Genomic DNA, 19,234 nt, shown 5'->3' on the forward strand with positions numbered 1-19,234 from the left:
CGCCTTACGGCAGGATGGGCGCATGAGCAGTGATCGGGACGAGCGGGTGGTACGGCCCACCGAGGAGGACGAGGTGGCCGCCGGGGGCAGTGAGCTCATCGGCGGGCCGGCCGGGCGGCGGGCGCTGCCCGGCGGGTGGCGGGCCGCCGCGCTGGTGATCGCCCTGGTGATGACCGGCATGTTCGCCCTGGGCATGGTGCAGAAGCTGCCCTGCTACAACCACGGCTGGTTCTTCGGCGCCACCACCCAGTACACCCACGCCTGCTACTCCGACATCCCGCACCTGTTCTCCGGGCGCGGCTTCGACCAGGGGCTGATCCCCTACTTCGACCGGGTCCCGCAGAGCGCCGGCGATATGGACTACCTCGAATACCCGGTGCTCACCGGGCTGTTCATGGAGGTCGCCGCGCTGCTGACCCCCGGGGGCGACAGCCTCCAGGCGCGCGAGCAGTACAACTGGATCGCCAATGCCGGGCTGTTGATGGTCTGTGCCGTGATCACGGTGATCTGTGTGGCCCGCGTCCACCGCCGCCGGCCGTGGGACGCGCTGCCGGTGGCGCTGGCCCCGGCGCTCGCCCTGACCGCCACCATCAACTGGGACCTGTTCGCGGTGGCGTTGACCGCCGGGGCCCTGCTGATGTGGTCCCGGAGCCGGCCGGTGGCCGCGGGGGTGCTGATCGGGCTGGCCGGGGCGGCCAAGCTCTATCCGCTGCTGCTGCTCGTCCCCCTGCTGGTGCTGTGCCTGCGGGCGGGCCGGCTGCGGCAGTTCCTCACCGCCCTGGCCGCCGGCGCCGGTGCCTGGCTGGTGGTCAACCTGCCGGTGATGCTCAGCTGGTCCGGCGGCGGCTTCCATATCCGGCCCGGCTGGGCCAAGTTCTACACCTTCAGCCAGGAACGGCCGGTGGACTATGGCTCGGTCTGGCTGCTGATCTCCCAGCGCACCGGTGATCCGCTGGGGAACGTCAACACCTATGTGGCAGTGGTGATGATCCTGGGCACCCTGGCCATCGCCGCCCTGGCGCTGTACGCGCCCCGGCGGCCGCGCCTGGCCCAGCTGGCCTTCCTGACGGTGGCCCTGTTCGTGCTGGCCAACAAGGTCTACTCACCGCAGTATGTGCTGTGGCTGGTCCCGCTGGCCGCGCTGGCCCGCCCCAGGTGGCGGGACTTCCTCGTCTGGCAGGGCTGTGAGGTCCTGTACTTCCTGGGGATCTGGTACTACCTGGCCTACAGCGGCAGCGGCGACAAGCGCCAGGGCCTGCCCCTGGAGGGCTATCAACTCGCCCTGGTGCTGCACCTGCTGGGCACGCTCTACCTCTGCGCCCTGGTGGTGCGCGACATCCTGGCCCCGCACCACGATGTGGTGCGGCTGGACGGCTCGGACGACCCCTCCGGCGGGGTGCTGGACGGGGCGCCGGACATAGTGACCCTCCCCGCCGTGCGCGATGCGCGGCCCATGGGGGAGCCGGAGGACGAGGCGGTCCATCAGTGGGCCGGGAGCGGCGGCACACGCTAGCGCCACCGCTCCGGGCCGGTCACTCAAGGGGGGATCAGTGATCGACCACGCGGTCGAACTGGGTGGTGGTGTGCCGCAGATGGGCCACCAGCTCGTCGCCGACCTGCGGCGCGGGCGCGTCATTGGGCACAAACAGGATCGACACCTGCATATGCGGCGGCTCGGCGAACCAGCGCTGCTTGCCCGCCCAGACGAACGGCGAGAGGTTGCGGTTCATGGTGGCCAGCCCCGCCCGGGCCACGCCCTTGGCCCGGGGCATCATGCCGTGCAGCGCCTTGGGCGCCTCCAGGCCCACGCCGTGCGAGGTGCCGCCGGCCACCACCACCAGGTAGCCGTCGCCGGCCGCCTTCTGCTGGCGGTAGCCGAAGCGGTCGCCCTTGGCGACCGGGGTGACGTCCAGCACCGCGCCGCGGTACTGGGTGGCGTCATGGTCACCGAGCCACAGCCGGGTGCCGATGCGGGCCCGGAAGCGGGTCCCCGGGAACTGCTGCTGAAGCCGGGCCAGGTCCTGGGCCCCCAGGTGGCTGACGAACATGGTGTGCAGCGGCAGATGGGCGGCGCGCAGCCGCTCCATCCACCCGGCGACCTCGTCCACCCCGGTGGTGCCGTCGGCCCGGTCCAGCGGAAGGTGTATCGCAAAGCCCTCCAGGCGCACATCCTCGATGGCGGCGTGCAGCTTGGGCAGGTCCTCCTCGCTGATGCCATGCCGCTTCATGCTGCTCATCACCTCGACCACCACCCGGGCGCCGACCAGGCCGCGCACCCCCTCGACCGAGGAGACCGAGCGGATGGCCCGGTCCGGCAGCGGGACGGGTTCCTCGCCCAGCCGGAAGGGGGTGAGCACCAGCAGGTCACCGCCGAAGAGGTCCTTCATCCGGGCCGCCTCGTAGGTGGTGCCCACGGCGAGGGTGTCCGCGCCGAAGCGGGTCACCTCATCGGCCAGCCGTTCGTGGCCGAAGCCGTAGCCGTTGCCCTTGCAGACCGGGACGATGCCCGGGAACTGCTGGAGGACGGACTGCTGGTGTGCCCGCCAGCGCTGGGTGTCGACATAGAGCGTGAGCGCCATGACCGGTCCTGGAGCCTTTCCCTGGGAGTGGACGGATCGGTGGGGTCAGCGGCGCGACATATAGATGTCGAGCGCCTTGTGCAGCAGCTTGTTCAGCGGGAAGTCCCATTCGCCGAGGTACTCGGCCGCCTGCCCGCCGGTGCCGACCTTGAACTGGATGAGGCCGAAGAGGTGGTCGTTCTCGTCCAGCGAGTCACCGATGCCGCGCAGATCGTAGACGCTGGCGCCCAGCGCGTAGGCGTCGCGCAGCATCCGCCACTGCATGGCGTTGGACGGGCGCACCTCGCGCTTGTGGTTGGCGGAGGCTCCGTAGGAGTACCAGACGTGCCCGCCGACGATCAGCATGGTGGCGGCGGCCACCGCCTCGCCCTCGTGGATGGCGAAGTACAGGCGCATCCGGTTGGGGTCCTCGGTGTTGAGGGCCGTCCACATGCGCTGGAAGTAACTCAGCGGCCGCGGGCGGAACTTGTCGCGCTCCGCGGTGATCTCGTAGAGGTGCTGCCAGGTCGGCAGGTCCTCGTAGCCGCCCTGGACGACCTCGACGCCGGCCTTCTCGGCCTTCTTGATGTTGCGCCGCCACAGCTGGTTGAAGCCCTTGTGGACATCCTCCAGGGAACGGTTCTGCAGCGGCACCTGGAAGACATAGCGCGGCTGGACGTCACCGAAGCCGGCCCCGCCGTCCTCGCCCTGCTGCCAGCCCATCCGGCGCAGCTTGTCGGCGACCTCGAAGGCGCGCGGCTCGATAAAGGTGGGCTCGACATCGCGCAGCCGCTTGGCGTCCGGGTCGGCGATGCCGCTCTTGATGGCGTTGGCGTCCCAGCGCCGGATGACCACCGGCGGGCCCATCTTCACCGAGAAGGCGCCCTGCTTCTTGAGGTGGGCCAGCATGGGCTGGAGCCAGTCCTCCAGGTTGGGGGCGTACCAGTTGATGACCGGCCCCTCGGGCAGATAGGCCAGATACCGCTTGATCTTGGGCAGCTGGCGGTAGAGCACCAGGCCGGCGCCCACCATCTGGCCGGTCTTGTCGAACCAGCCCAGGCTCTCCGAGCGCCACTCCGCCTTGACGTCCGCCCACGCCGGAACCTGCATGTGGCTGGCCGCGGGCAGACTCTGGATGTACGCCAGATGCTGCTCTCGGCTGATGGTCCTCAGGGTCAGGCTCATTGCGGGGCGCTCCTCGGCAGGTGTGTCCCCAGGGTCGGGGCTCCGGCTCTCGCGCCGAAGCCTACTGCGACCGGGGAGCGCCCCGTTTGGGCGTACCGCCCGCTATCCGACCACACCGCCCCACAGTCCGCCGTGGGCGATGCCCAGGAACAGCCCGATGGCGGCCGCTCCCAGGCCGATGACCAGGAAGAAGCGCTCGCCGGTGGTGGCCGAGATGAACTGCCCGTACGCCCCGCTCAGCACGCCCGCCAGCCCGCTCCAGGAGCTGAGCAGATGCAGGTCCTTGAAGGCCGAGGAGACAAAGGCCAGGGCGCCGAGCACCACGGTCACCGCGACCATGGTGTTCTCAAGGGGGTGGGGCTTGCCGTCACTGTTGAGCACGGCGTTGAGCAGCCCGCGGGGACTCCTCGGGGTCTGCCGGACTGCCTGTGTCATGGCACTACCTCCTGGAAGGCGGGCGGCGCGGTGTAGCGCCGGTCACACCGATGCGTCCAGCTTGCGGGGCCCGGGCCCGGGATTTCAACCGGACGGCAAGGTGCGGGTACTCTGTACGGTCTGCATCGGTATCTCTCCATAGCCGCACTCCTTGTCAGTGTCGGCCGATACCGTTGACAACGCATCACGACCCTCCTGCCACGGATCGACCGTGGCCGCTGAGTCCAAAGGAGGTGGGTTCCACATGCGTCACTACGAGGTGATGGTCATCCTCGACCCCGATCTCGAGGAGCGTGCAGTCTCCCCGCTGATCGAGAACTTCCTCTCCGTCGTCCGTGAGGGCAACGGAAAGGTCGAGAAGGTCGACACCTGGGGCCGTCGTCGTCTCGCTTACGAGATCAAGAAGAAGCCCGAGGGCATCTACTCGGTCATCGACCTGCAGGCCACGCCTGAGGTCGTCAAGGAGCTCGACCGCCAGATGAACCTGAACGAGTCGGTCCTCCGGACCAAGGTCCTCCGTCCCGAGACCCACTGAACCCCACCGGTTCAGCGGTAATCGGGCTGTATCGCAACGAGTAGCAAGCAGCCAGCACACCCGCCGAGAGGTTCATCCATGGCAGGCGAGACCGTCATCACGGTCGTCGGCAATCTCGTCGACGACCCCGAGCTGCGCTTCACCCCGTCCGGTGCGGCGGTCGCGAAGTTCCGTGTCGCGTCCACTCCCCGCACCTTCGACCGCCAGACCAACGAATGGAAGGACGGCGAAAGCCTCTTCCTGACGTGCTCGGTGTGGCGTCAGGCGGCGGAGAACGTCGCCGAGTCGCTTCAGCGCGGCATGCGCGTCATCGTGCAGGGCCGGCTCAAGCAGCGGTCCTACGAGGACCGCGAGGGCGTCAAGCGCACGGTCTTCGAGCTCGACGTCGAAGAGGTCGGGCCCAGCCTGAAGAACGCCACGGCGAAGGTCACCAAGACCACCGGTCGCGGCGGCCAGGGTGGTGGCTTCGGCGGCGGCAACGGCGGTGGCCAGGGTGGCAGCTGGGGCTCCGGTCCCGGCGGCCAGCAGGGCGGCGGCGGGGCTCCCGCCGACGACCCCTGGGCGACCGGCGCTCCGTCCGGCGGCCAGCCGGGCGGCGGCGGAGGCGGCTGGGGCGGCGGCTCCGGCAACTCCGGCGGCGGCTACTCCGACGAACCGCCCTTCTAGGGCGAACAGCAACAAACTTCTTGATCACACTGGAGAGAGACAATGGCTAAGCCGCCTCCGCGCAAGCCCAAGAAGAAGGTCTGCGCTTTCTGCAAGGACAAGACCGCTTACGTGGACTACAAGGACACGAACATGCTGCGGAAGTTCATTTCCGACCGCGGCAAGATCCGTGCCCGTCGCGTGACCGGCAACTGCACCCAGCACCAGCGCGATGTCGCCACGGCCGTGAAGAACAGCCGTGAGATGGCGCTGCTGCCCTACACCTCGTCCGCGCGATAAGGGAAGGGTGACCAACTAATGAAGATCATCCTCACCCACGAGGTCTCCGGCCTCGGCGCCGCCGGTGACGTTGTTGACGTCAAGGACGGCTACGCCCGCAACTACCTGGTCCCGCGCGGTTTCGCGATCCGCTGGACCAAGGGTGGCGAGCAGGACGTCGCGCAGATCCGCCGCGCTCGCAAGCTGCGCGAGATCGCCACGGTCGAGCAGGCCAACGAGGTCAAGGGCCGGCTCGAGGGCGTCAAGGTCCGCCTTGCCGTCCGCGCCGGCGAGGCCGGCCGCCTGTTCGGCTCGGTGACCCAGGCCGATGTCGCGTCCGCGATCAAGGCTTCGGGTGGCCCCGAGGTTGACAAGCGCCGCGTCGAGCTGGGCTCGCCGATCAAGACCCTGGGCGCCCACGAGGTGTCCGTGCGTCTGCACGCCGATGTCGTCGCCAAGCTTGGCGTCGAGGTCGTCGCCGCGTAAGCGTCGCGCTCGGCAGAGCATCACAAAGGGCCGCATCCCCCCGGGATGCGGCCCTTTGCCATGGGTACGGCCGGTTCATGGGTGCGCCCGGTGCCGTGCGGGCGGCGCTCCGGTCGGCGGTGTCTCGCTCCGGCGCGGCGCCCGGTGGTGCCTTCGCTGGGCCTCGGCGGAAGCGGCCCCGCGAAAGCGCCTCAGCGATGCGCCTCAGCGGACACGGCCGTTCCGCGGCCCGCCGCAGGCCCATACCCGTCGGTCAGGTCCGCACCGCCCCCGTCACCAGCCAGCGGCCGGAGCGGGTGCGCAGCAGCAGCGTCACCATCCGGGTCAGCAGCATCAGGCCCATCGCCCACCACAGCGCCCCCAGCCCGCCCCCCAGCACCGGCACCAGCAGGGCCACCGGTGCGAACACCGCCAGCACCGCCAGCATCGCCCAGGCGAGATAGGGCCCGTCCCCGGCCCCGGTCAGCACCCCGTCCAGCACACAGACCACACCGGTCACCGGAAGGGAGACGGCCATGATCAGCAGCGCGGGCAGTGCCATGTCCCTTACCGCCGCGTCCGTGGTGAACAGCGGGAGCAGCAGCGGCCGTACGGCCACCAGCAGCAGCCCCAGCACCACTCCGGCGGTCACGCCCCACCGCACCATCCTGCGGCAGGCCGCCCGTGCTCCCTCGGTGTCCCCGGCGCCCAGTGAGCGCCCTATGATCGCCTGCCCGGCGATGGCGATGGCGTCCATGGCATAGCCCAGCAGAGACCACAGGGACAGCACGATCTGGTGGGCGGCGACCTCTCCGTCGCCCAGCCGGGCCGCCACCGCGGTGGCGATCATCAGCACCGCGCGCAGCGCCAGGGTGCGGACCAGCAGCGGGGCCCCGGCCTGGGCGCAGGCCCGGATCCCGGCCGCGTCCGGACGCAGTGAGGCGCCATGGCGGCGGGCGCCGCGCACCACCACGGCCAGGTAGCAGACGGCCATGGCGCACTGGGCGAGCACGGTGCCCCAGGCGCTGCCGGCGATCCCCAGGCCGGCCCCGTAGACCAGGCCGAGGTTGAGCGCCGCGTTGGCGGTGAAGCCGCCGATGGCGACATAGAGCGGGGTGCGGGTGTCCTGCAGTCCGCGTAGCACCCCGGTGGCCGCCAGCACGGCGAACATCGCCGGGATGCCCAGGGCGCTGATGCGCAGATACTCGGCGGCGCAGGGCGCGGCGGAGGGGGAGGCGCCGAAGAGCCGGACGACGGCCGGGGCGGTGGGCAGCAGTGCCAGCGCGATCACGGTGCCCAGCAGCAGTCCCAGCCAGATGCCGTCCATGCCCTGGCGGATGGCCCCCTGGTGGTCCCCGGCGCCCAGCCGGCGGGAGACGGCGGCGGTGGTGGCATAGGCGAGGAAGACAAAGACGCCGACCGCGGTGGTCAGCAGGGTGGCGGCCACCGAGAGCCCGGCCAGCTGGCGGGTGCCCAGGTGGCCCACGATGGCGCTGTCTGCCAGGACGAACAGGGGCTCGGCGACCAGCGCGCCGAAGGCGGGCAGGGCCAGCGCGAGTATCTCGCGGTCATGGCGGCGGGCGGCGCGCCGGGACCACGGAAGCGTATGACTCACAGGTCCCATTCAATCTTCCACAGGTAATGAGCGCAATGGCCATTGGTCACTTACGTCACCCCTCGGTGGGCGATCTTCTCTGCGTCGTTTGTCGTGATCTCATCCCAACCACAGAAGTTTTTCTCCTCAACAGCCGGTGGATGGCAAAACCGCAGGTCAGTGCGGTGGGCTGGCGCCGACTGTGGGTTTGTCCACAGCGGTTTCCCCCGCCCCGTGCACAGGTTGGGGCGAGTTCTCCACAGGATGGGGCCGCTCATCCACAAGCCCTGTGGATAACCAGATTGGCTGACGGTGCCCGCGGGCCTACCGTGGACCGGCGCCCGCCGTCTGTTCCCCGTCTCACGGACCCTCCACAGAGGGTAGGAGACCGACCCGAACCCGACGCCTCCCAACCGGAGCAGGGCGACCTGATTGTCAGAGCCGTGCCCTAAGAAGGATGGGGCACTGCGAGGTCCGCACCGCGGACGGGAGGAGGTGGCAGGGTGAGCGTCCCCGAGCCCATGGACGACCCCTGGGCCGACGGCGGCCCCGGCGACCGGCTGCCCTTCCCCCGCTCCCGGCGCGGCGAGGGCAAGCCCCGCGGCGGCGAGGAGGACGCCCCCTGGCAGAGCTCCCAGGGCGGCTTCGAGCGGGTGCCCCCGCAGGACGTCGAGGCCGAGCAGTCGGTGCTCGGCGGCATGCTGCTCTCCAAGGACGCCATCGCGGATGTGGTGGAGGTGCTCAAGGGCACCGATTTCTACAAGCCCGCGCACGAGACGATCTACCAGGCCATCCTGGACCTCTATGCCAAGGGCGAGCCCGCCGACCCGATCACGGTCGCCGCCGAGCTCACCAAGCGCGGTGAGATCACCCGGGTCGGTGGCGCGGCCTATCTGCACACCCTGGTCCAGACCGTCCCCACCGCGGCCAACGCGGAGTACTATGCCGAGATCGTCCATGAACGGGCCGTGCTGCGCCGCCTGGTGGAGGCGGGCACCCGCATCACCCAGATGGGATACGCGGCCGATGGCGATGTGGACGACATCGTCAACAACGCCCAGGCCGAGATCTACGCGGTCACCGAGCAGCGCACCAGCGAGGACTATCTGCCGCTGGGCGACATCATGGAGGGCGCGCTCGACGAGATCGAGGCCATTGGCTCGCGCAGCGGCCAGATGTCCGGGGTTCCCACCGGCTTCAGCGACCTGGATGCCCTCACCAACGGCCTGCACCCCGGCCAGATGATCGTCATCGCGGCCCGGCCTGCCATGGGTAAGGCGCTTGCGCTGGACACTCCGCTGCCCACCCCTGCCGGCTGGACCACCATGGGCGAGGTCCGGGTCGGGGACTTCCTGCTCGGGGCGGACGGCAAGCCGACGAGGGTGGTCGCCGTGACCGACATCATGGTCGATCGCCCTTGCTACGAGATCGTCTTCGACGACGGCACCACGGTGGTCGCCGATGCCGATCACCAGTGGCTCACCGACACCCGCGCCTCCCGCCGTTCCGGCACCGCCGTGGCCTCGGTCAGGACGACCAAGGAGATCGCCGCGACGGTGCGTTGTGGTGCCGAGCGGCGGATGAACCACTCGGTGCGCAACACGGCGGCCCTTGACCTGCCCGCACAGGAGTTGCCTGTCCCGCCCTATACGCTCGGCGCCTGGCTCGGCGATGGCAGCAGCGGTGCGGCTCAGATCACCACGGCGGATCCGGAAATTCTGCGCCGTGTCGAGGCGGACGGGTTCCGCACCCGGCAGGTGGGCACCACGCTGACCTACGCCCTGCGGCTCTCCGTTGACGAGCCGGAGCTGCTGGAGCGTTCCTGTGTGGTGTGCGGCAAGAGCTTTGTGCCCAAGGTCGCCCATGTGCGCAGCTGTGGTCAGTCGTGCGGCGGCAAGGCGCGATTCATCTCCGAGCCGGTGCCGCACACCACGTGCGCCGACTGCGGCGCGGTGTGTTTCTCGCCATACGCCATTCCTCGCTGCCAGCGGTGCACCCGGGACCATGGCAGCCTGCTGGTCAGGCTTCGAGAGCTTGGTGTACTGGGCAACAAGCATATTCCGCAGGTGTACCTGCGCGGCTCCATCGCCCAGCGCAGGGCGCTGCTGGCCGGGCTGCTGGATACGGACGGTACGGTCAACCGAACCGGATCCGTGCAGTTCACGGTGACCAACAAGGCGCTGGCGGACGGGTTCTGCGAGCTGCTGGCCGGCCTGGGTTACCGGTATGGGCGGCAGGCCAGGCGCGTCAAGGGGCGCTCGGCGGATTCAGCGGTGGCCCATGTCATCACCTTCACGGCACTGGAGGATGTTTTCGGGCTGGAGCGCAAGCGCAAGACGCACCGGGAGCGTCGGCGTCCCGCCACCCCCCGGCTGGGGCAGCGGTACATCGCCGAGGTGCGCGAGGTCGCGAGCGTTCCGGTGCGTTGCGTCCAGGTGGACAACGAGGATCACATGTACCTCGCCACCCGGTCGATGGTCCCCACCCACAACTCCACCTTGGCGCTGGACTTCGCCCGCGCCTGTTCCATCAAGCACGCCCTGCCCAGCGTGATCTTCTCGCTGGAAATGGGCCGCAATGAAATCGCCATGCGCCTGCTGTCGGCCGAGGCCCGGGTCGCCCTGCACCATATGCGTTCCGGTTCCATGACCGACGAGGACTGGACCCGGCTGGCCCGCCGGATGCCGGATGTCTCCGCCGCGCCGCTCTATATCGACGACTCCCCGAACCTGTCGATGATGGAGATCCGCGCCAAGTGCCGCCGGCTGAAGCAGCGCAATGACCTGAAGCTGATCGTCATCGACTACCTCCAGCTGATGCAGTCCGGCGGCGCCCGGCGCCCCGAGTCGCGTCAGCAGGAGGTCTCCGACATGTCCCGTAACCTCAAGCTCCTGGCCAAGGAGCTGGAGGTGCCGGTGATCGCGCTCTCCCAGCTGAACCGAGGCCCCGAGCAGCGCACCGACAAGAAGCCGATGGTCTCCGACCTGCGTGAGTCGGGTTCCATCGAGCAGGACGCCGACATGGTCATCCTGCTGCACCGCGAGGACGCCTATGAGAAGGAGTCCCCGCGGGCCGGTGAGGCCGACCTGATCGTCGCCAAGCACCGTAACGGCCCCACGGCCACCATCACGGTGGCCTTCCAGGGCCACTACTCGCGCTTTGTGGACATGGCGCAGACCTAGGGCCTTTCGTTTGGATCATCGTGCTGACCAAAGGAAGATGCCCGCGATGTGAAGTCCGGCCATGTAGATGGTGGCGGTCTTCTCGTAGCGGGTCGCGATCCCTCGCCACTGCTTCAGGCGGTTGATGCACCGTTCGACGGTGTTGCGCAGCCTGTAGGTCTCGCGGTCGAAGGCCGGTGGCCTGCCGCCCCGGCTGCCGCGTCGAAGCCGGTGGCCCCGCTGGTCCGCCGGGACCGGGATGACCGCTCGGATGCCGCGCTTGCGCAGGTGGTCGCGGATCGCGCGGGACGAGTAGGCCCTGTCCGCCAGGACCATGTCCGGCCTGGTGCGCGGACGACCACGTCGTCGGGGAACGCGCAGGCGGGCCATGACGGCGGTGAAGGCAGGTGCATCACCAGCCTGGCCGGCGGTGAGGACGAAGGCGAGGGGCCGGCAGCGGGCATCGGCCGCGAGGTGGATCTTGGTGGTCAGTCCGCCCCGGGACCGACCGATGGCGTGGTCGGCCGGTTCGCCGGCCGGGGCCCCTTTTTGCGGGCTCCGGCCGCGTGCTGGTGAGCACGCACGATCGTGGAGTCCACCGACACGGCCCAGGCCAGGTCCTCATCGGCATCGGCCTGGGCCATCAGCGTGGTGAAAACCCGCTGCCAGGTGCCGTCGAGGGCCCACATCCGCAGCCGGTTGTAGACACCTCTCCAGTTGCCGTACTTCTCCGGCAGGTGGACCCACTGCGTCCCGGTCTGGAACTTGAAGGAGATCGCGTCGATCATTTCCCGGTGATCCCGCCAGCGACCACCACGCTGCGGTGTCCGGTCCGGGAGCAACGGCTCAATCCGCGCCCACTGCGCATCTGTTAACGGCACACCCGGACCAACGACCGACTGATCCAAACGAAACTGCCTAGGCCCTTTCAAGCAGGGGGTGGACCTGCCGCACCCGCACGCCGCACCGGCCCTCATCAGCCAGGCGTGGCCGGGGAGTTGAGCTACCTCACCACCCCGGCACCGGCGGCATGACCTCTGCCGGATCGGTCGGCGGAGCGACCGTCATCGGCGGTCTGGCATCGGGGTTGAGGTTCCGGTGCACCGCCCTTGCCACGGCGTTTATGGTGCTCACCCCGGTATTCATGGTGCGGTTGTGCTCGGTGAGTACCGAGATGGTGTAGTTGTGGCCGCCGCCGGTGAAGGCCCCAATGCTGTGCACCCGCCAGTCCTTTGAGGCGCTGCGCTGCAACCAGCCGTTCTTTACATGGACCTTGGCGTCGCCCGGCGCCCCGGTCGGGGTGCCCCAGCGCTGGGCCGGGATGACCTCGCTCATCAGGTCCAGGACATAGGCCCGCGAACTCGCCTTGAGCACCGCGTTGTCGGCGGTCAGCAGGGCCAGCAGCCGCTGCTGGTCGCGGGCCGTGATCTGGGTCAGGCCCCAGTAGCCATTGGCCCCGGGGACGGTATGGGTCATTCCGGCGGCCCGTACAAAGGCTCTTACTCTGGCCACGCCCAGCCGTTTCCAGAGTGCGGTGGTGCTGGCGTTGTCCGACTCGGTGATCATCTTCCGCGCCCACCGGGTCTCCTCCCGGGTGAGGGTCCGGTGCCGCTGGTCCGCGTCCCAGAGCAGGGTGGCCAGTACGGTCACCTTGACCACGCTGGCGGAGTCGAAGCGCTGGTTCTCCCGCAGGGTGCAACTGGTCCCGGTGGCCGGGTCGTGCAGGGCGAGCGCGGTGACGGACGACCGTCCGCGCAGGGCCGCCTCAATGTCCTTGACCAGCTTCGCCGCCAGTCCCGGCTTCGCCGAGCTGCAGACCACCCGGGGAGTTGCCGCCGCCGCAGGGGGTATGGCGGCGGCCATCAGGGTTCCGGCGGCCAGAGCCATGGACAGTAAGCCGCCGGTGCGCCGGGATATGCGGTGGTGCGTCACTAACGGTCCCCCCTCGATCGGTCACGGGGAGCACACCGGCGGTGTACTCATCGCACTTGACTGGCCGACCAGGTAAAAGGTTGCGCACCCGTCAACCGGCACAACCGGCTCAACCGGCCGAAGAAGTTCTTGACTTGCGAGTACATTAACCGGCTAGGCTGTGGCACATGGGCAGACCGAAGCAGTTCGACCCCGAACTCGCCGTGGAACGGGCGATGGAGGTCTTCTGGCGCAAGGGCTATGCCGCCACCACGCCGCAGGACCTGGTGGACGCTCTGGGCATCGGCAAGGGCAGCCTCTACCACGCCTTCGGCAGCAAGCGCGCCCTGTTCGACCTGGCGCTGCGCCGCTACCGGGACAGTCGGGCGGTTGCCCTGACCGAACTGCTGGACCGGCCGGGTCCGGTGAAGGAACGGCTCCGCGAGGTGCTGCTGTTGCTGCTGGAGAGGGACTTCGCCGACCCCGACCGGCGCGGCTGTCTGGCCGTCAGCACCGCTGCGCAGCTGGGAAGTTGTGATGAACAGGCCGTGGTCCAGGTGCGCCGGATGTTCGACCGCACCGAGGGCGCGTTCCGGTCGCTGATCGAAGAGGGCCGGCGCACGGGCGAGATCGACGCCTCCCGGGACGCCGCCGCCCTGGGCAGTCTGCTGCTGACCACCCTGGTGGGCCTGCGGACCACCGCCCGTGTCGAGGAGGACCCCCGGCGCCTGCGGCGCGCCGTGGATGCCCTGCTCGACTCACTCTGACCAACGTCTGCTCCATTACGGCCGGTTGACCACCGGCCGCTTTTCAGCCGTAGTTCTGTACCTGTGATTCAAAAAAGGGAGATCCCATGGACCTGCGACTCCACTCCAAGACCGCCGTGGTCACCGGTGCCGGCCGGGGCATCGGGCTGGCCACCGTCAAGGCGCTGACCGCCGAGGGCGTACGCGTCCTGGGCGCCGCCCGCACCATCACCCCGGAGCTGACGGCCACCGGCGCGTTCACCGTCGCCGCCGATCTGAGCACCGCCGAGGGCGCCACCCACCTCATCGAGCGCGCCCTTGACCAACTCGGCGGCATTGACCTGCTGGTGAACAATGTGGGCGTCAATGAGACCGTCAAGCCCGGCGGTTTCGGCGAGACCGATGACGCCGACTGGCAGGCCGTCCTGGATCTGGTGCTGCTGAGCGCGGTCCGGGTCACCCGGGCCGCCCTGCCCAGCCTGATCGAACGGCGCGGCTCGGTGGTCAATGTCTCCTCCATCAACTCCCGTCTCCCCGCGGCCGGTCCGGTGGCCTACAGCGTGGCCAAGGCGGCGCTCACCGCGCTGGGCAAGTCGCTGGCCGAGGAGTTCGGGCCGCAGGGCGTGCGGGTGAACACCGTCTCCCCGGGCGTGGTCCGCACCGCCGTCTGGGACGACCCGAACGGATACGCCGGACAGCTGGCCGAGTCCCTGGGCACCGACCTGCCCGGGCTGCTGAAGTCGGTGCCCGAGCGGTTCGGCATCACCAGCGGCCGGATCACCGAACCGGAGGAGGTGGCCGCCCTGATCGTCTTCCTGCTCTCCGATGCCGCCGGGAACATCCTCGGTACGGAGCACCTGATCGACGGCGGAACGGTCAAGACTCTCTGAACGGTCAAAGCCCTCTGAGCCCGGGGAAGTTCAGCGGACACCAGGGGTGGCGCGGGTGGTGACATTGATGCGGTTCCACACATTGGCCGTGCAGATCACCGAGATCAGACCGGCCAGCTGTGGCTCGTCGAAGTGCTCGGCGGCCTGCCGGTACACCTCCTCCGGGACGCCACCCGGCAGCAGGGTGACCGCCTCGGTGAGGGCCAGCGCCGCCCGCTCGGCCGCGGTGTAGAGCAGCGACTCCCGCCAGCCGCTGAGCTGGTAGATGCGCTGCTCGGTCTCGCCCGCCCCACGGGCGTCACTGGTGTGGTACTCGATGCAGTAGGTGCAGTGGTTGAGCTGTGAGGTCCGGATCTGCACCAGTTCCAGGACCACCGGGTCCAGGCTCTCCTTGGCGGCCGCGTCCAGGGCCAGTACGGCCTTGAAGACCTTGGGGGCGGTGGTGCGGAAGTCCAAGCGGGGGGTGTGCCGTAGCTGAGTCATAAGCACCACGCTAGGCAGCCGGGCGACCCCGGATAGGGTGCGTTTCCATGGCAGAATCCCGGGTCAATTCTCCGCTGGGCACCGATCTGCACCTCCAGCTGTCCGGCACCGGCAGCCGCCGCGCCCGGCTGACCGCCGCACTGCGCCAGGCGATCCGCGACGGCCGGCTGGCGCCCGGCACCCGGCTGCCGCCCTATCGCTCGCTCGCCGCCGACCTGGGCATCGCCCGTAACACCGTGGCCGAGGCCTATGCCGAACTGGCCGCCGAGGGCTGGCTGGCCGCCCGGCAGGGCTCCGGCACCCGGGTCGCCCACCGGCCCGCGCCCCCGCCGCCACGGCGCCATACCGCCGCAACCGAGCAGGCACCCGCCCACAACCTGCGCCAAGGACAGCCGGACGCCGCCTCCTTCCCCCGCACCGCCTGGCTGGCCGCCGCCCGCCGCGCCCTGAACGCCGCCCCCAACTCCGCCTTCGGACCCGGCGATCCCCAGGGCCGTCCCGAACTGCGCCGCGCCCTGGCCGGCTATCTGGCGCGCGCCCGAGGGGTACGCACCGACCCCGAACGCATCGTGATCTGCGCCGGGTTCGCCCATGGCCTGCGGCTGCTGGGGGCGGGGGTGCTGCGCGGCACGGTGGCGGTGGAGTCCTATGGCCTGCCCTTCCACCGCTCCCTGCTGGACGCCGCCGGGCTGCGCACCCTGCCGCTGCCGGTGGACGAACACGGCGCCGACACCGGCCGGCTGGCCTCGGCCAGGGGCGTACGGTCCGTACTGCTCACCCCCGCCCACCAGTTCCCCACCGGCGGCCCGCTGGACCCCGCCCGCCGCACCGCCGCCCTGGAATGGGCCCGCTCCGGATCCGGCCGGCTGGTGCTGGAGGACGACTACGACGGGGAGTTCCGCTATGACCGCCAGCCGGTCGGCGCCGTCCAGGGCCTGGACCCGGAACGGGTGGTGTACCTGGGCTCGGTCAGCAAGAGCCTGTCCCCCGCACTGCGCCTCGGCTGGCTGGTACTGCCCGACCACCTGGTGGACGATGTGCTGCGCCTCAAGGGCGAACGCGAGGGCTACACCAGCGCCCTGGACCAGCTCACCCTGGCCGAGTTCCTGGACTCCGGCGGCTATGACCGCCAGGTGCGCCGGATGCGCCAGCGCTACCGCGACCGGCGGGACCGTCTGCTGGCCACCCTGGACCGGCGCGCCCCGCATATCGCGGTGTCCGGCATCGCCGCCGGACTGCACGCGGTGCTGCGGCTGCCGCCCGGCACGGAGCAGTCGGTGGTACGGGCGGGGGAGCGGCGCGGGGTCGCCCTGGAGGGGCTGGCGGGCTACCGGCACCCGCAAAGCACCGATGCCGCCTATGACGGCCTGGTGGTGGGCTATGCCACGCCCCCCGACCACGCCTTCGCGGGAGCCCTGGACGCTTTGTGCCGGTCGTTGCCGGCGCTGCCCTGAGGGCTGCTTCCCGGTGCGGCCGGGTCGTAAGCACGCCGCCGAACCGCATGGTCACCGGCACCCCGAGCCTCTGACGAGGGCGCCCGTACGCTGCCGGGATGACCGTTGATGAACTGCTGCCCACCACCCGGCGGGCCCTGCTGCACCGGGCCGCCACAGCCCAGCGCGAAGGCCGCCTCCCCTCGCTCTCGGCGGCGGTGATCCGGGGCCGCGAGACGGTGTGGTCCATTGGACGCGGCGAGGTGGCCGGCCGGCCGCCCACCACCGACACCCAGTACCGCATCGGCTCCCTCACCAAGACCCTGGTCGCCGTGCTGGTGCTCCGCCTGCGCGAGGAGGGCCTGCTGGACCTGGGCGACCCGCTGGAGAAACACCTGGAGACCACCGAGGGCGGCGAGGCGACCATCGCCCAGCTGCTGTCCCACACCTCCGGCCTGGCTGCCGAGGCGCGCGGACCATGGTGGGAGCGCACCGAGGGAGCGCTGCGCCCCCAGCCGGCCGATGTCTTCGGCGCGCACCCCCGGCGCCATCCGGCGGGCCGGATCCACCACTACTCCAACCCCGGCTACGCCCTGCTGGGGGCGCTGGTGGAACGGCTGCGCGGGGCCCCCTGGCACCAGGTGCTGCGCCAGGAGGTGCTGCGGCCCCTGGGCATGGAGCGCACCGGCTATGCGCCCCGGGCACCGCACGCGGACGGCTGGGCCGTCCACCCCTGGGCGGACGCGCTGCTCCCCGAACCCGCCGTGGACACCGGGCTGATGGCCCCCGCCGGACAACTATGGTCCACCACCGCCGACTTGAGCCGGTTCGCCGCCTTCCTGCTGCACGGCGACGACCGGGTGCTGGGCGCGGACACCCTGGCCGAGATGCGCGCCCCGATGGCCGGACCCCAGGGCGCGGACTGGTCGGGCGGCTATGGCCTGGGCATCCAACTGCTGCGCCGGGACGGCCGGTTGCTGCACGGCCACACCGGCTCCATGCCGGGCTTTGTGGCCTGCCTATGGACCAGCCCGCGGGACGACCTGGCCACCGTGGTACTGGCCAATGCCACCTCCGGGGACGTCGCCGGCCCCGCCGCGGACCTGCTGGACACCGTGGCCCGCCTGGAACCCCGCATCCCGGAGCCCTGGCGCCCTGCCCCGGACCTCGACCCGGCACTGCTGGAACTGACCGGCCCCTGGTACTGGGGCACCCAGCCCATGACGGTACGGCTGCGCCCGGACGGCACACTGGACCTCGCCCCGCTCGACGGCGGCCACGGCCGCGCCGCCACCTTCCGCCCCGGGCCGGACGGCACCTTCACCGGCCTGGACGGCTACTACGCGGGCGAGCCCCTGCGGCCCGTCCGCCGCCCCGACGGCACCCTCAGCCACCTGGACATCGGCACCTTTGTCCTTACCCGCCGCCCCTACGCCCCCGAGGACGCGATCCCCGGCGGGGTGGACGAGCAGGGCTGGCGCTGAACCGCGCCCGGCAACGTACCCATGCCAAGCCCCACCACCCCCCGTAGGGTCACCCCAGGACCCATGCGCCATCAGACCGGCGCAAACGATTTGGAAGGCACCGTGACCGCAGACACCGCACCGGACCTGCTCCACCTCCCCCCGCTGAGCGCCCCCCACTTCGCCCTTATCGAGGACAAGGTCGCCGCGCTGCTGCGCACCGAGGAGACCGTCATCGCCACCCAGGGCGAGGCGCTGCTCCCCCTGGAGGCATGCATCCGCTCGGCCGTACGCCCCGGCAGTACCGCGCTCAATGTGGTCACCGGCCCCTACGGCGAGACCTTCGGCGGCTGGCTGCGCTCCTGCGGGGCCGAGGTGGTCACCGTGGACGCGCCGTTCAGCGGTGCGGTGAGCGCCGAGCGGATCGCCGACGCGCTGCGCGCCCACCCCGCCATCGACTTTGTCAGCCTGGTGCACGCCGAGGCGGCCACCGGCAATACCAACCCGGTGGCCGAGATCGGCGCCGTGGTGCGCGAGCATGGCGCGCTGCTGATGCTGGACGCGGTGGCCTCGGTGGCCGCCGAGCCGCTGCTCACCGATGAGTGGGGCGTTGACCTGTGCGTCATCGGCGCGCAGAAGGCGATGGGCGGACCGGCGGGCGTCTCCGCCGTCTCGGTCAGTGCCCGCGCCTGGGAGCGGATCGCCGCCAATGAGCGGGCCCCGCGCCGCTCCTATCTGTCCCTGCTGGACTGGAAGGAGCGCTGGATCGACGCCGGGCGCACGGTACTGCCGCACGCCCCCGCCCAGTTGGAGATGCTGGCCCTGGAACAGGCCCTGGACCACATCGGCGAACTGGGCCTGGAGTCGGTGATCACCCGCCACCGCGCGGCCCGGGACGCGGTACGGGCGGGGGTACGGGCCCTGGACAGCGCCCTCGCGCCCTATGTGGTGCGCGACCAGGACGCCGCCCCGGTGGCGACCACCCTGCGGACGCCGGACGGGCTGGACGCCCGGGAGCTGGTCCGGGCCGCCCTGGCGGCCGATGGCTCGGTGCCGCTGCAGGCGGCGGGCGGGGCGCTGGCCAAGGAGATGATCCGGGTCAACCACTACGGGCCGGCCGCCGCCCGCGATGTGGTGCTGGCCTCGGTGGCCGCCCTGGCCGAGGGACTGCGGGCGCTGGGCCATGCCGAGCACCCCGCCGAGGCGCTGTCGGCGGCGGAGACCGCCTGGGACGCCACGCTGATGGGCTGACCGGGGAGCCGTCCCGCCGCTTCGGGCCGCGTTCCGGTGCTTTTCCGCACCGGGACGCGGCCTTTTCTCTTGCCCGGATGCCCGGACGGCGGCCCGGCCGCGCCGTCCATGATCGCGTCCAGCGGCCCGGATAGAATCGGAACTCCTGACCCGGTTCTCTCCGGATCTCTTCCGGCCCCCGTCCGCCCCCCCTCAGAGGT

At 70.6% G+C, this 19,234-nt stretch carries 17 protein-coding genes and 1 pseudogene; 11 read left to right on the plus strand and 7 right to left on the minus strand.

Going from position 1 to position 19,234, the window contains the following annotated elements; all coding sequences use genetic code 11:
* Window positions 1-22: 22 nt before the first annotated feature.
* Window positions 23-1,513, plus strand: coding sequence for a glycosyltransferase family 87 protein (locus CV755_RS23635; protein ID WP_109282296.1), 1,491 nt, complete (start codon window positions 23-25; stop codon window positions 1,511-1,513).
* Between the two features lie 34 nt (window positions 1,514-1,547).
* Here CV755_RS23635 and CV755_RS23640 read toward each other — a convergent pair whose 3' ends face one another.
* From CV755_RS23640 to CV755_RS23650, 3 genes are all read right to left on the minus strand, one after another.
* Entirely contained in the window at window positions 1,548-2,579 is a 1,032-nt protein-coding gene (locus CV755_RS23640) for an alanine racemase (protein WP_109282297.1), read from the minus strand.
* Between the two features lie 45 nt (window positions 2,580-2,624).
* Window positions 2,625-3,743: a lipid II:glycine glycyltransferase FemX gene (locus CV755_RS23645; RefSeq protein WP_109282298.1), complete on the minus strand. Its 1,119-nt coding sequence runs from the start codon at window positions 3,741-3,743 to the stop codon at window positions 2,625-2,627.
* Window positions 3,744-3,845: 102 nt separating this feature from the next.
* Complete coding sequence (locus CV755_RS23650; protein WP_109282299.1) at window positions 3,846-4,178, minus strand: hypothetical protein; 333 nt, start codon at window positions 4,176-4,178, stop codon at window positions 3,846-3,848.
* 244 nt (window positions 4,179-4,422) lie between these two features.
* Between CV755_RS23650 and rpsF the strand changes: the two genes are divergently transcribed.
* The 4 genes from rpsF (at window position 4,423) to rplI (ending at window position 6,123) form a co-directional block, all read left to right on the plus strand.
* Window positions 4,423-4,713 (plus strand): 30S ribosomal protein S6, encoded by a 291-nt coding sequence (gene rpsF, locus CV755_RS23655; protein WP_049719052.1) that lies wholly within the window; start codon window positions 4,423-4,425, stop codon window positions 4,711-4,713.
* A gap of 78 nt (window positions 4,714-4,791) precedes the next feature.
* Entirely contained in the window at window positions 4,792-5,379 is a 588-nt protein-coding gene (locus CV755_RS23660; protein ID WP_109282300.1) for a single-stranded DNA-binding protein, read from the plus strand.
* A 42-nt stretch (window positions 5,380-5,421) separates the two neighbouring features.
* Window positions 5,422-5,658, plus strand: coding sequence for a 30S ribosomal protein S18 (gene rpsR / locus CV755_RS23665; protein ID WP_004950692.1), 237 nt, complete (start codon window positions 5,422-5,424; stop codon window positions 5,656-5,658).
* A gap of 18 nt (window positions 5,659-5,676) precedes the next feature.
* Entirely contained in the window at window positions 5,677-6,123 is a 447-nt protein-coding gene (gene rplI, locus CV755_RS23670; RefSeq protein WP_109282301.1) for a 50S ribosomal protein L9, read from the plus strand.
* Window positions 6,124-6,376: 253 nt separating this feature from the next.
* On the opposite strand, the gene CV755_RS23675 is transcribed toward rplI, so the two are convergent.
* Window positions 6,377-7,717: an MATE family efflux transporter gene (locus tag CV755_RS23675; RefSeq protein WP_241561369.1), complete on the minus strand. Its 1,341-nt coding sequence runs from the start codon at window positions 7,715-7,717 to the stop codon at window positions 6,377-6,379.
* A 482-nt stretch (window positions 7,718-8,199) separates the two neighbouring features.
* Here CV755_RS23675 and dnaB point away from each other — a divergent pair, with 482 nt between their 5' ends.
* Window positions 8,200-10,878 carry a replicative DNA helicase gene (dnaB, locus tag CV755_RS23680; protein ID WP_338323688.1) on the plus strand — a complete coding sequence of 893 codons (2,679 nt, stop codon included), beginning with the start codon at window positions 8,200-8,202 and terminating at the stop codon, window positions 10,876-10,878.
* Between the two features lie 15 nt (window positions 10,879-10,893).
* Here the strand turns inward: dnaB and CV755_RS23685 are convergent.
* Together CV755_RS23685 and CV755_RS23690 are read right to left on the minus strand one after the other, a co-directional pair.
* Window positions 10,894-11,738 (minus strand): annotated as a pseudogene (locus tag CV755_RS23685) (IS5 family transposase).
* A 127-nt stretch (window positions 11,739-11,865) separates the two neighbouring features.
* Window positions 11,866-12,744 (minus strand): serine hydrolase, encoded by an 879-nt coding sequence (locus tag CV755_RS23690; protein WP_193553502.1) that lies wholly within the window; start codon window positions 12,742-12,744, stop codon window positions 11,866-11,868.
* A 212-nt stretch (window positions 12,745-12,956) separates the two neighbouring features.
* Between CV755_RS23690 and CV755_RS23695 the strand changes: the two genes are divergently transcribed.
* Together CV755_RS23695 and CV755_RS23700 are read left to right on the plus strand one after the other, a co-directional pair.
* Window positions 12,957-13,535, plus strand: a complete 579-nt coding sequence (locus CV755_RS23695; RefSeq protein ID WP_109282304.1) for a TetR/AcrR family transcriptional regulator — start codon at window positions 12,957-12,959, stop codon at window positions 13,533-13,535.
* A gap of 86 nt (window positions 13,536-13,621) precedes the next feature.
* A complete protein-coding gene (locus tag CV755_RS23700; RefSeq protein WP_109282305.1) occupies window positions 13,622-14,404 on the plus strand; it encodes an oxidoreductase in 783 nt (260 codons plus the stop codon).
* Window positions 14,405-14,434: 30 nt separating this feature from the next.
* On the opposite strand, the gene CV755_RS23705 is transcribed toward CV755_RS23700, so the two are convergent.
* Window positions 14,435-14,887: a carboxymuconolactone decarboxylase family protein gene (locus tag CV755_RS23705; RefSeq protein ID WP_109283477.1), complete on the minus strand. Its 453-nt coding sequence runs from the start codon at window positions 14,885-14,887 to the stop codon at window positions 14,435-14,437.
* Between the two features lie 47 nt (window positions 14,888-14,934).
* Here CV755_RS23705 and pdxR point away from each other — a divergent pair, with 47 nt between their 5' ends.
* The 3 genes from pdxR to CV755_RS23720 all read left to right on the plus strand — a co-directional run bounded on the left by pdxR (window position 14,935) and on the right by CV755_RS23720 (window position 19,034).
* Complete coding sequence (gene pdxR / locus CV755_RS23710; protein WP_109282306.1) at window positions 14,935-16,341, plus strand: MocR-like pyridoxine biosynthesis transcription factor PdxR; 1,407 nt, start codon at window positions 14,935-14,937, stop codon at window positions 16,339-16,341.
* Window positions 16,342-16,439: 98 nt separating this feature from the next.
* The gene (locus CV755_RS23715) at window positions 16,440-17,804 is read left to right on the plus strand and encodes a serine hydrolase domain-containing protein (protein WP_109282307.1); all 1,365 of its coding nucleotides are present in this window, start codon (window positions 16,440-16,442) and stop codon (window positions 17,802-17,804) included.
* A gap of 63 nt (window positions 17,805-17,867) precedes the next feature.
* A complete protein-coding gene (locus CV755_RS23720) occupies window positions 17,868-19,034 on the plus strand; it encodes a pyridoxal-phosphate-dependent aminotransferase family protein (protein WP_109282308.1) in 1,167 nt (388 codons plus the stop codon).
* Window positions 19,035-19,234: the final 200 nt, after the last annotated feature.

The sequence above is a fragment of the Streptomyces orinoci genome (genome assembly GCF_003121295.1).
Lineage (GTDB): Bacteria > Actinomycetota > Actinomycetes > Streptomycetales > Streptomycetaceae > Streptomyces > Streptomyces orinoci.

Coding starts and splice junctions, on each gene's coding strand:
- pdxR (WP_109282306.1), top strand. CDS start 14,935: ATGGCAGAATCCCGGGTCAATTCTCCGCTGGGCACCGATCTGCACCTC.
- rpsF (WP_049719052.1), top strand. CDS start 4,423: ATGCGTCACTACGAGGTGATGGTCATCCTCGACCCCGATCTCGAGGAG.
- CV755_RS23635 (WP_109282296.1), top strand. CDS start 23: ATGAGCAGTGATCGGGACGAGCGGGTGGTACGGCCCACCGAGGAGGAC.
- CV755_RS23720 (WP_109282308.1), top strand. CDS start 17,868: ATGCGCCATCAGACCGGCGCAAACGATTTGGAAGGCACCGTGACCGCA.
- CV755_RS23705 (WP_109283477.1), bottom strand. CDS start 14,887: ATGACTCAGCTACGGCACACCCCCCGCTTGGACTTCCGCACCACCGCC.
- CV755_RS23640 (WP_109282297.1), bottom strand. CDS start 2,579: ATGGCGCTCACGCTCTATGTCGACACCCAGCGCTGGCGGGCACACCAG.
- CV755_RS23660 (WP_109282300.1), top strand. CDS start 4,792: ATGGCAGGCGAGACCGTCATCACGGTCGTCGGCAATCTCGTCGACGAC.
- CV755_RS23715 (WP_109282307.1), top strand. CDS start 16,440: ATGACCGTTGATGAACTGCTGCCCACCACCCGGCGGGCCCTGCTGCAC.
- CV755_RS23645 (WP_109282298.1), bottom strand. CDS start 3,743: ATGAGCCTGACCCTGAGGACCATCAGCCGAGAGCAGCATCTGGCGTAC.
- CV755_RS23650 (WP_109282299.1), bottom strand. CDS start 4,178: ATGACACAGGCAGTCCGGCAGACCCCGAGGAGTCCCCGCGGGCTGCTC.
- CV755_RS23700 (WP_109282305.1), top strand. CDS start 13,622: ATGGACCTGCGACTCCACTCCAAGACCGCCGTGGTCACCGGTGCCGGC.
- CV755_RS23695 (WP_109282304.1), top strand. CDS start 12,957: ATGGGCAGACCGAAGCAGTTCGACCCCGAACTCGCCGTGGAACGGGCG.
- CV755_RS23690 (WP_193553502.1), bottom strand. CDS start 12,744: ATGGCTCTGGCCGCCGGAACCCTGATGGCCGCCGCCATACCCCCTGCG.
- rplI (WP_109282301.1), top strand. CDS start 5,677: ATGAAGATCATCCTCACCCACGAGGTCTCCGGCCTCGGCGCCGCCGGT.
- rpsR (WP_004950692.1), top strand. CDS start 5,422: ATGGCTAAGCCGCCTCCGCGCAAGCCCAAGAAGAAGGTCTGCGCTTTC.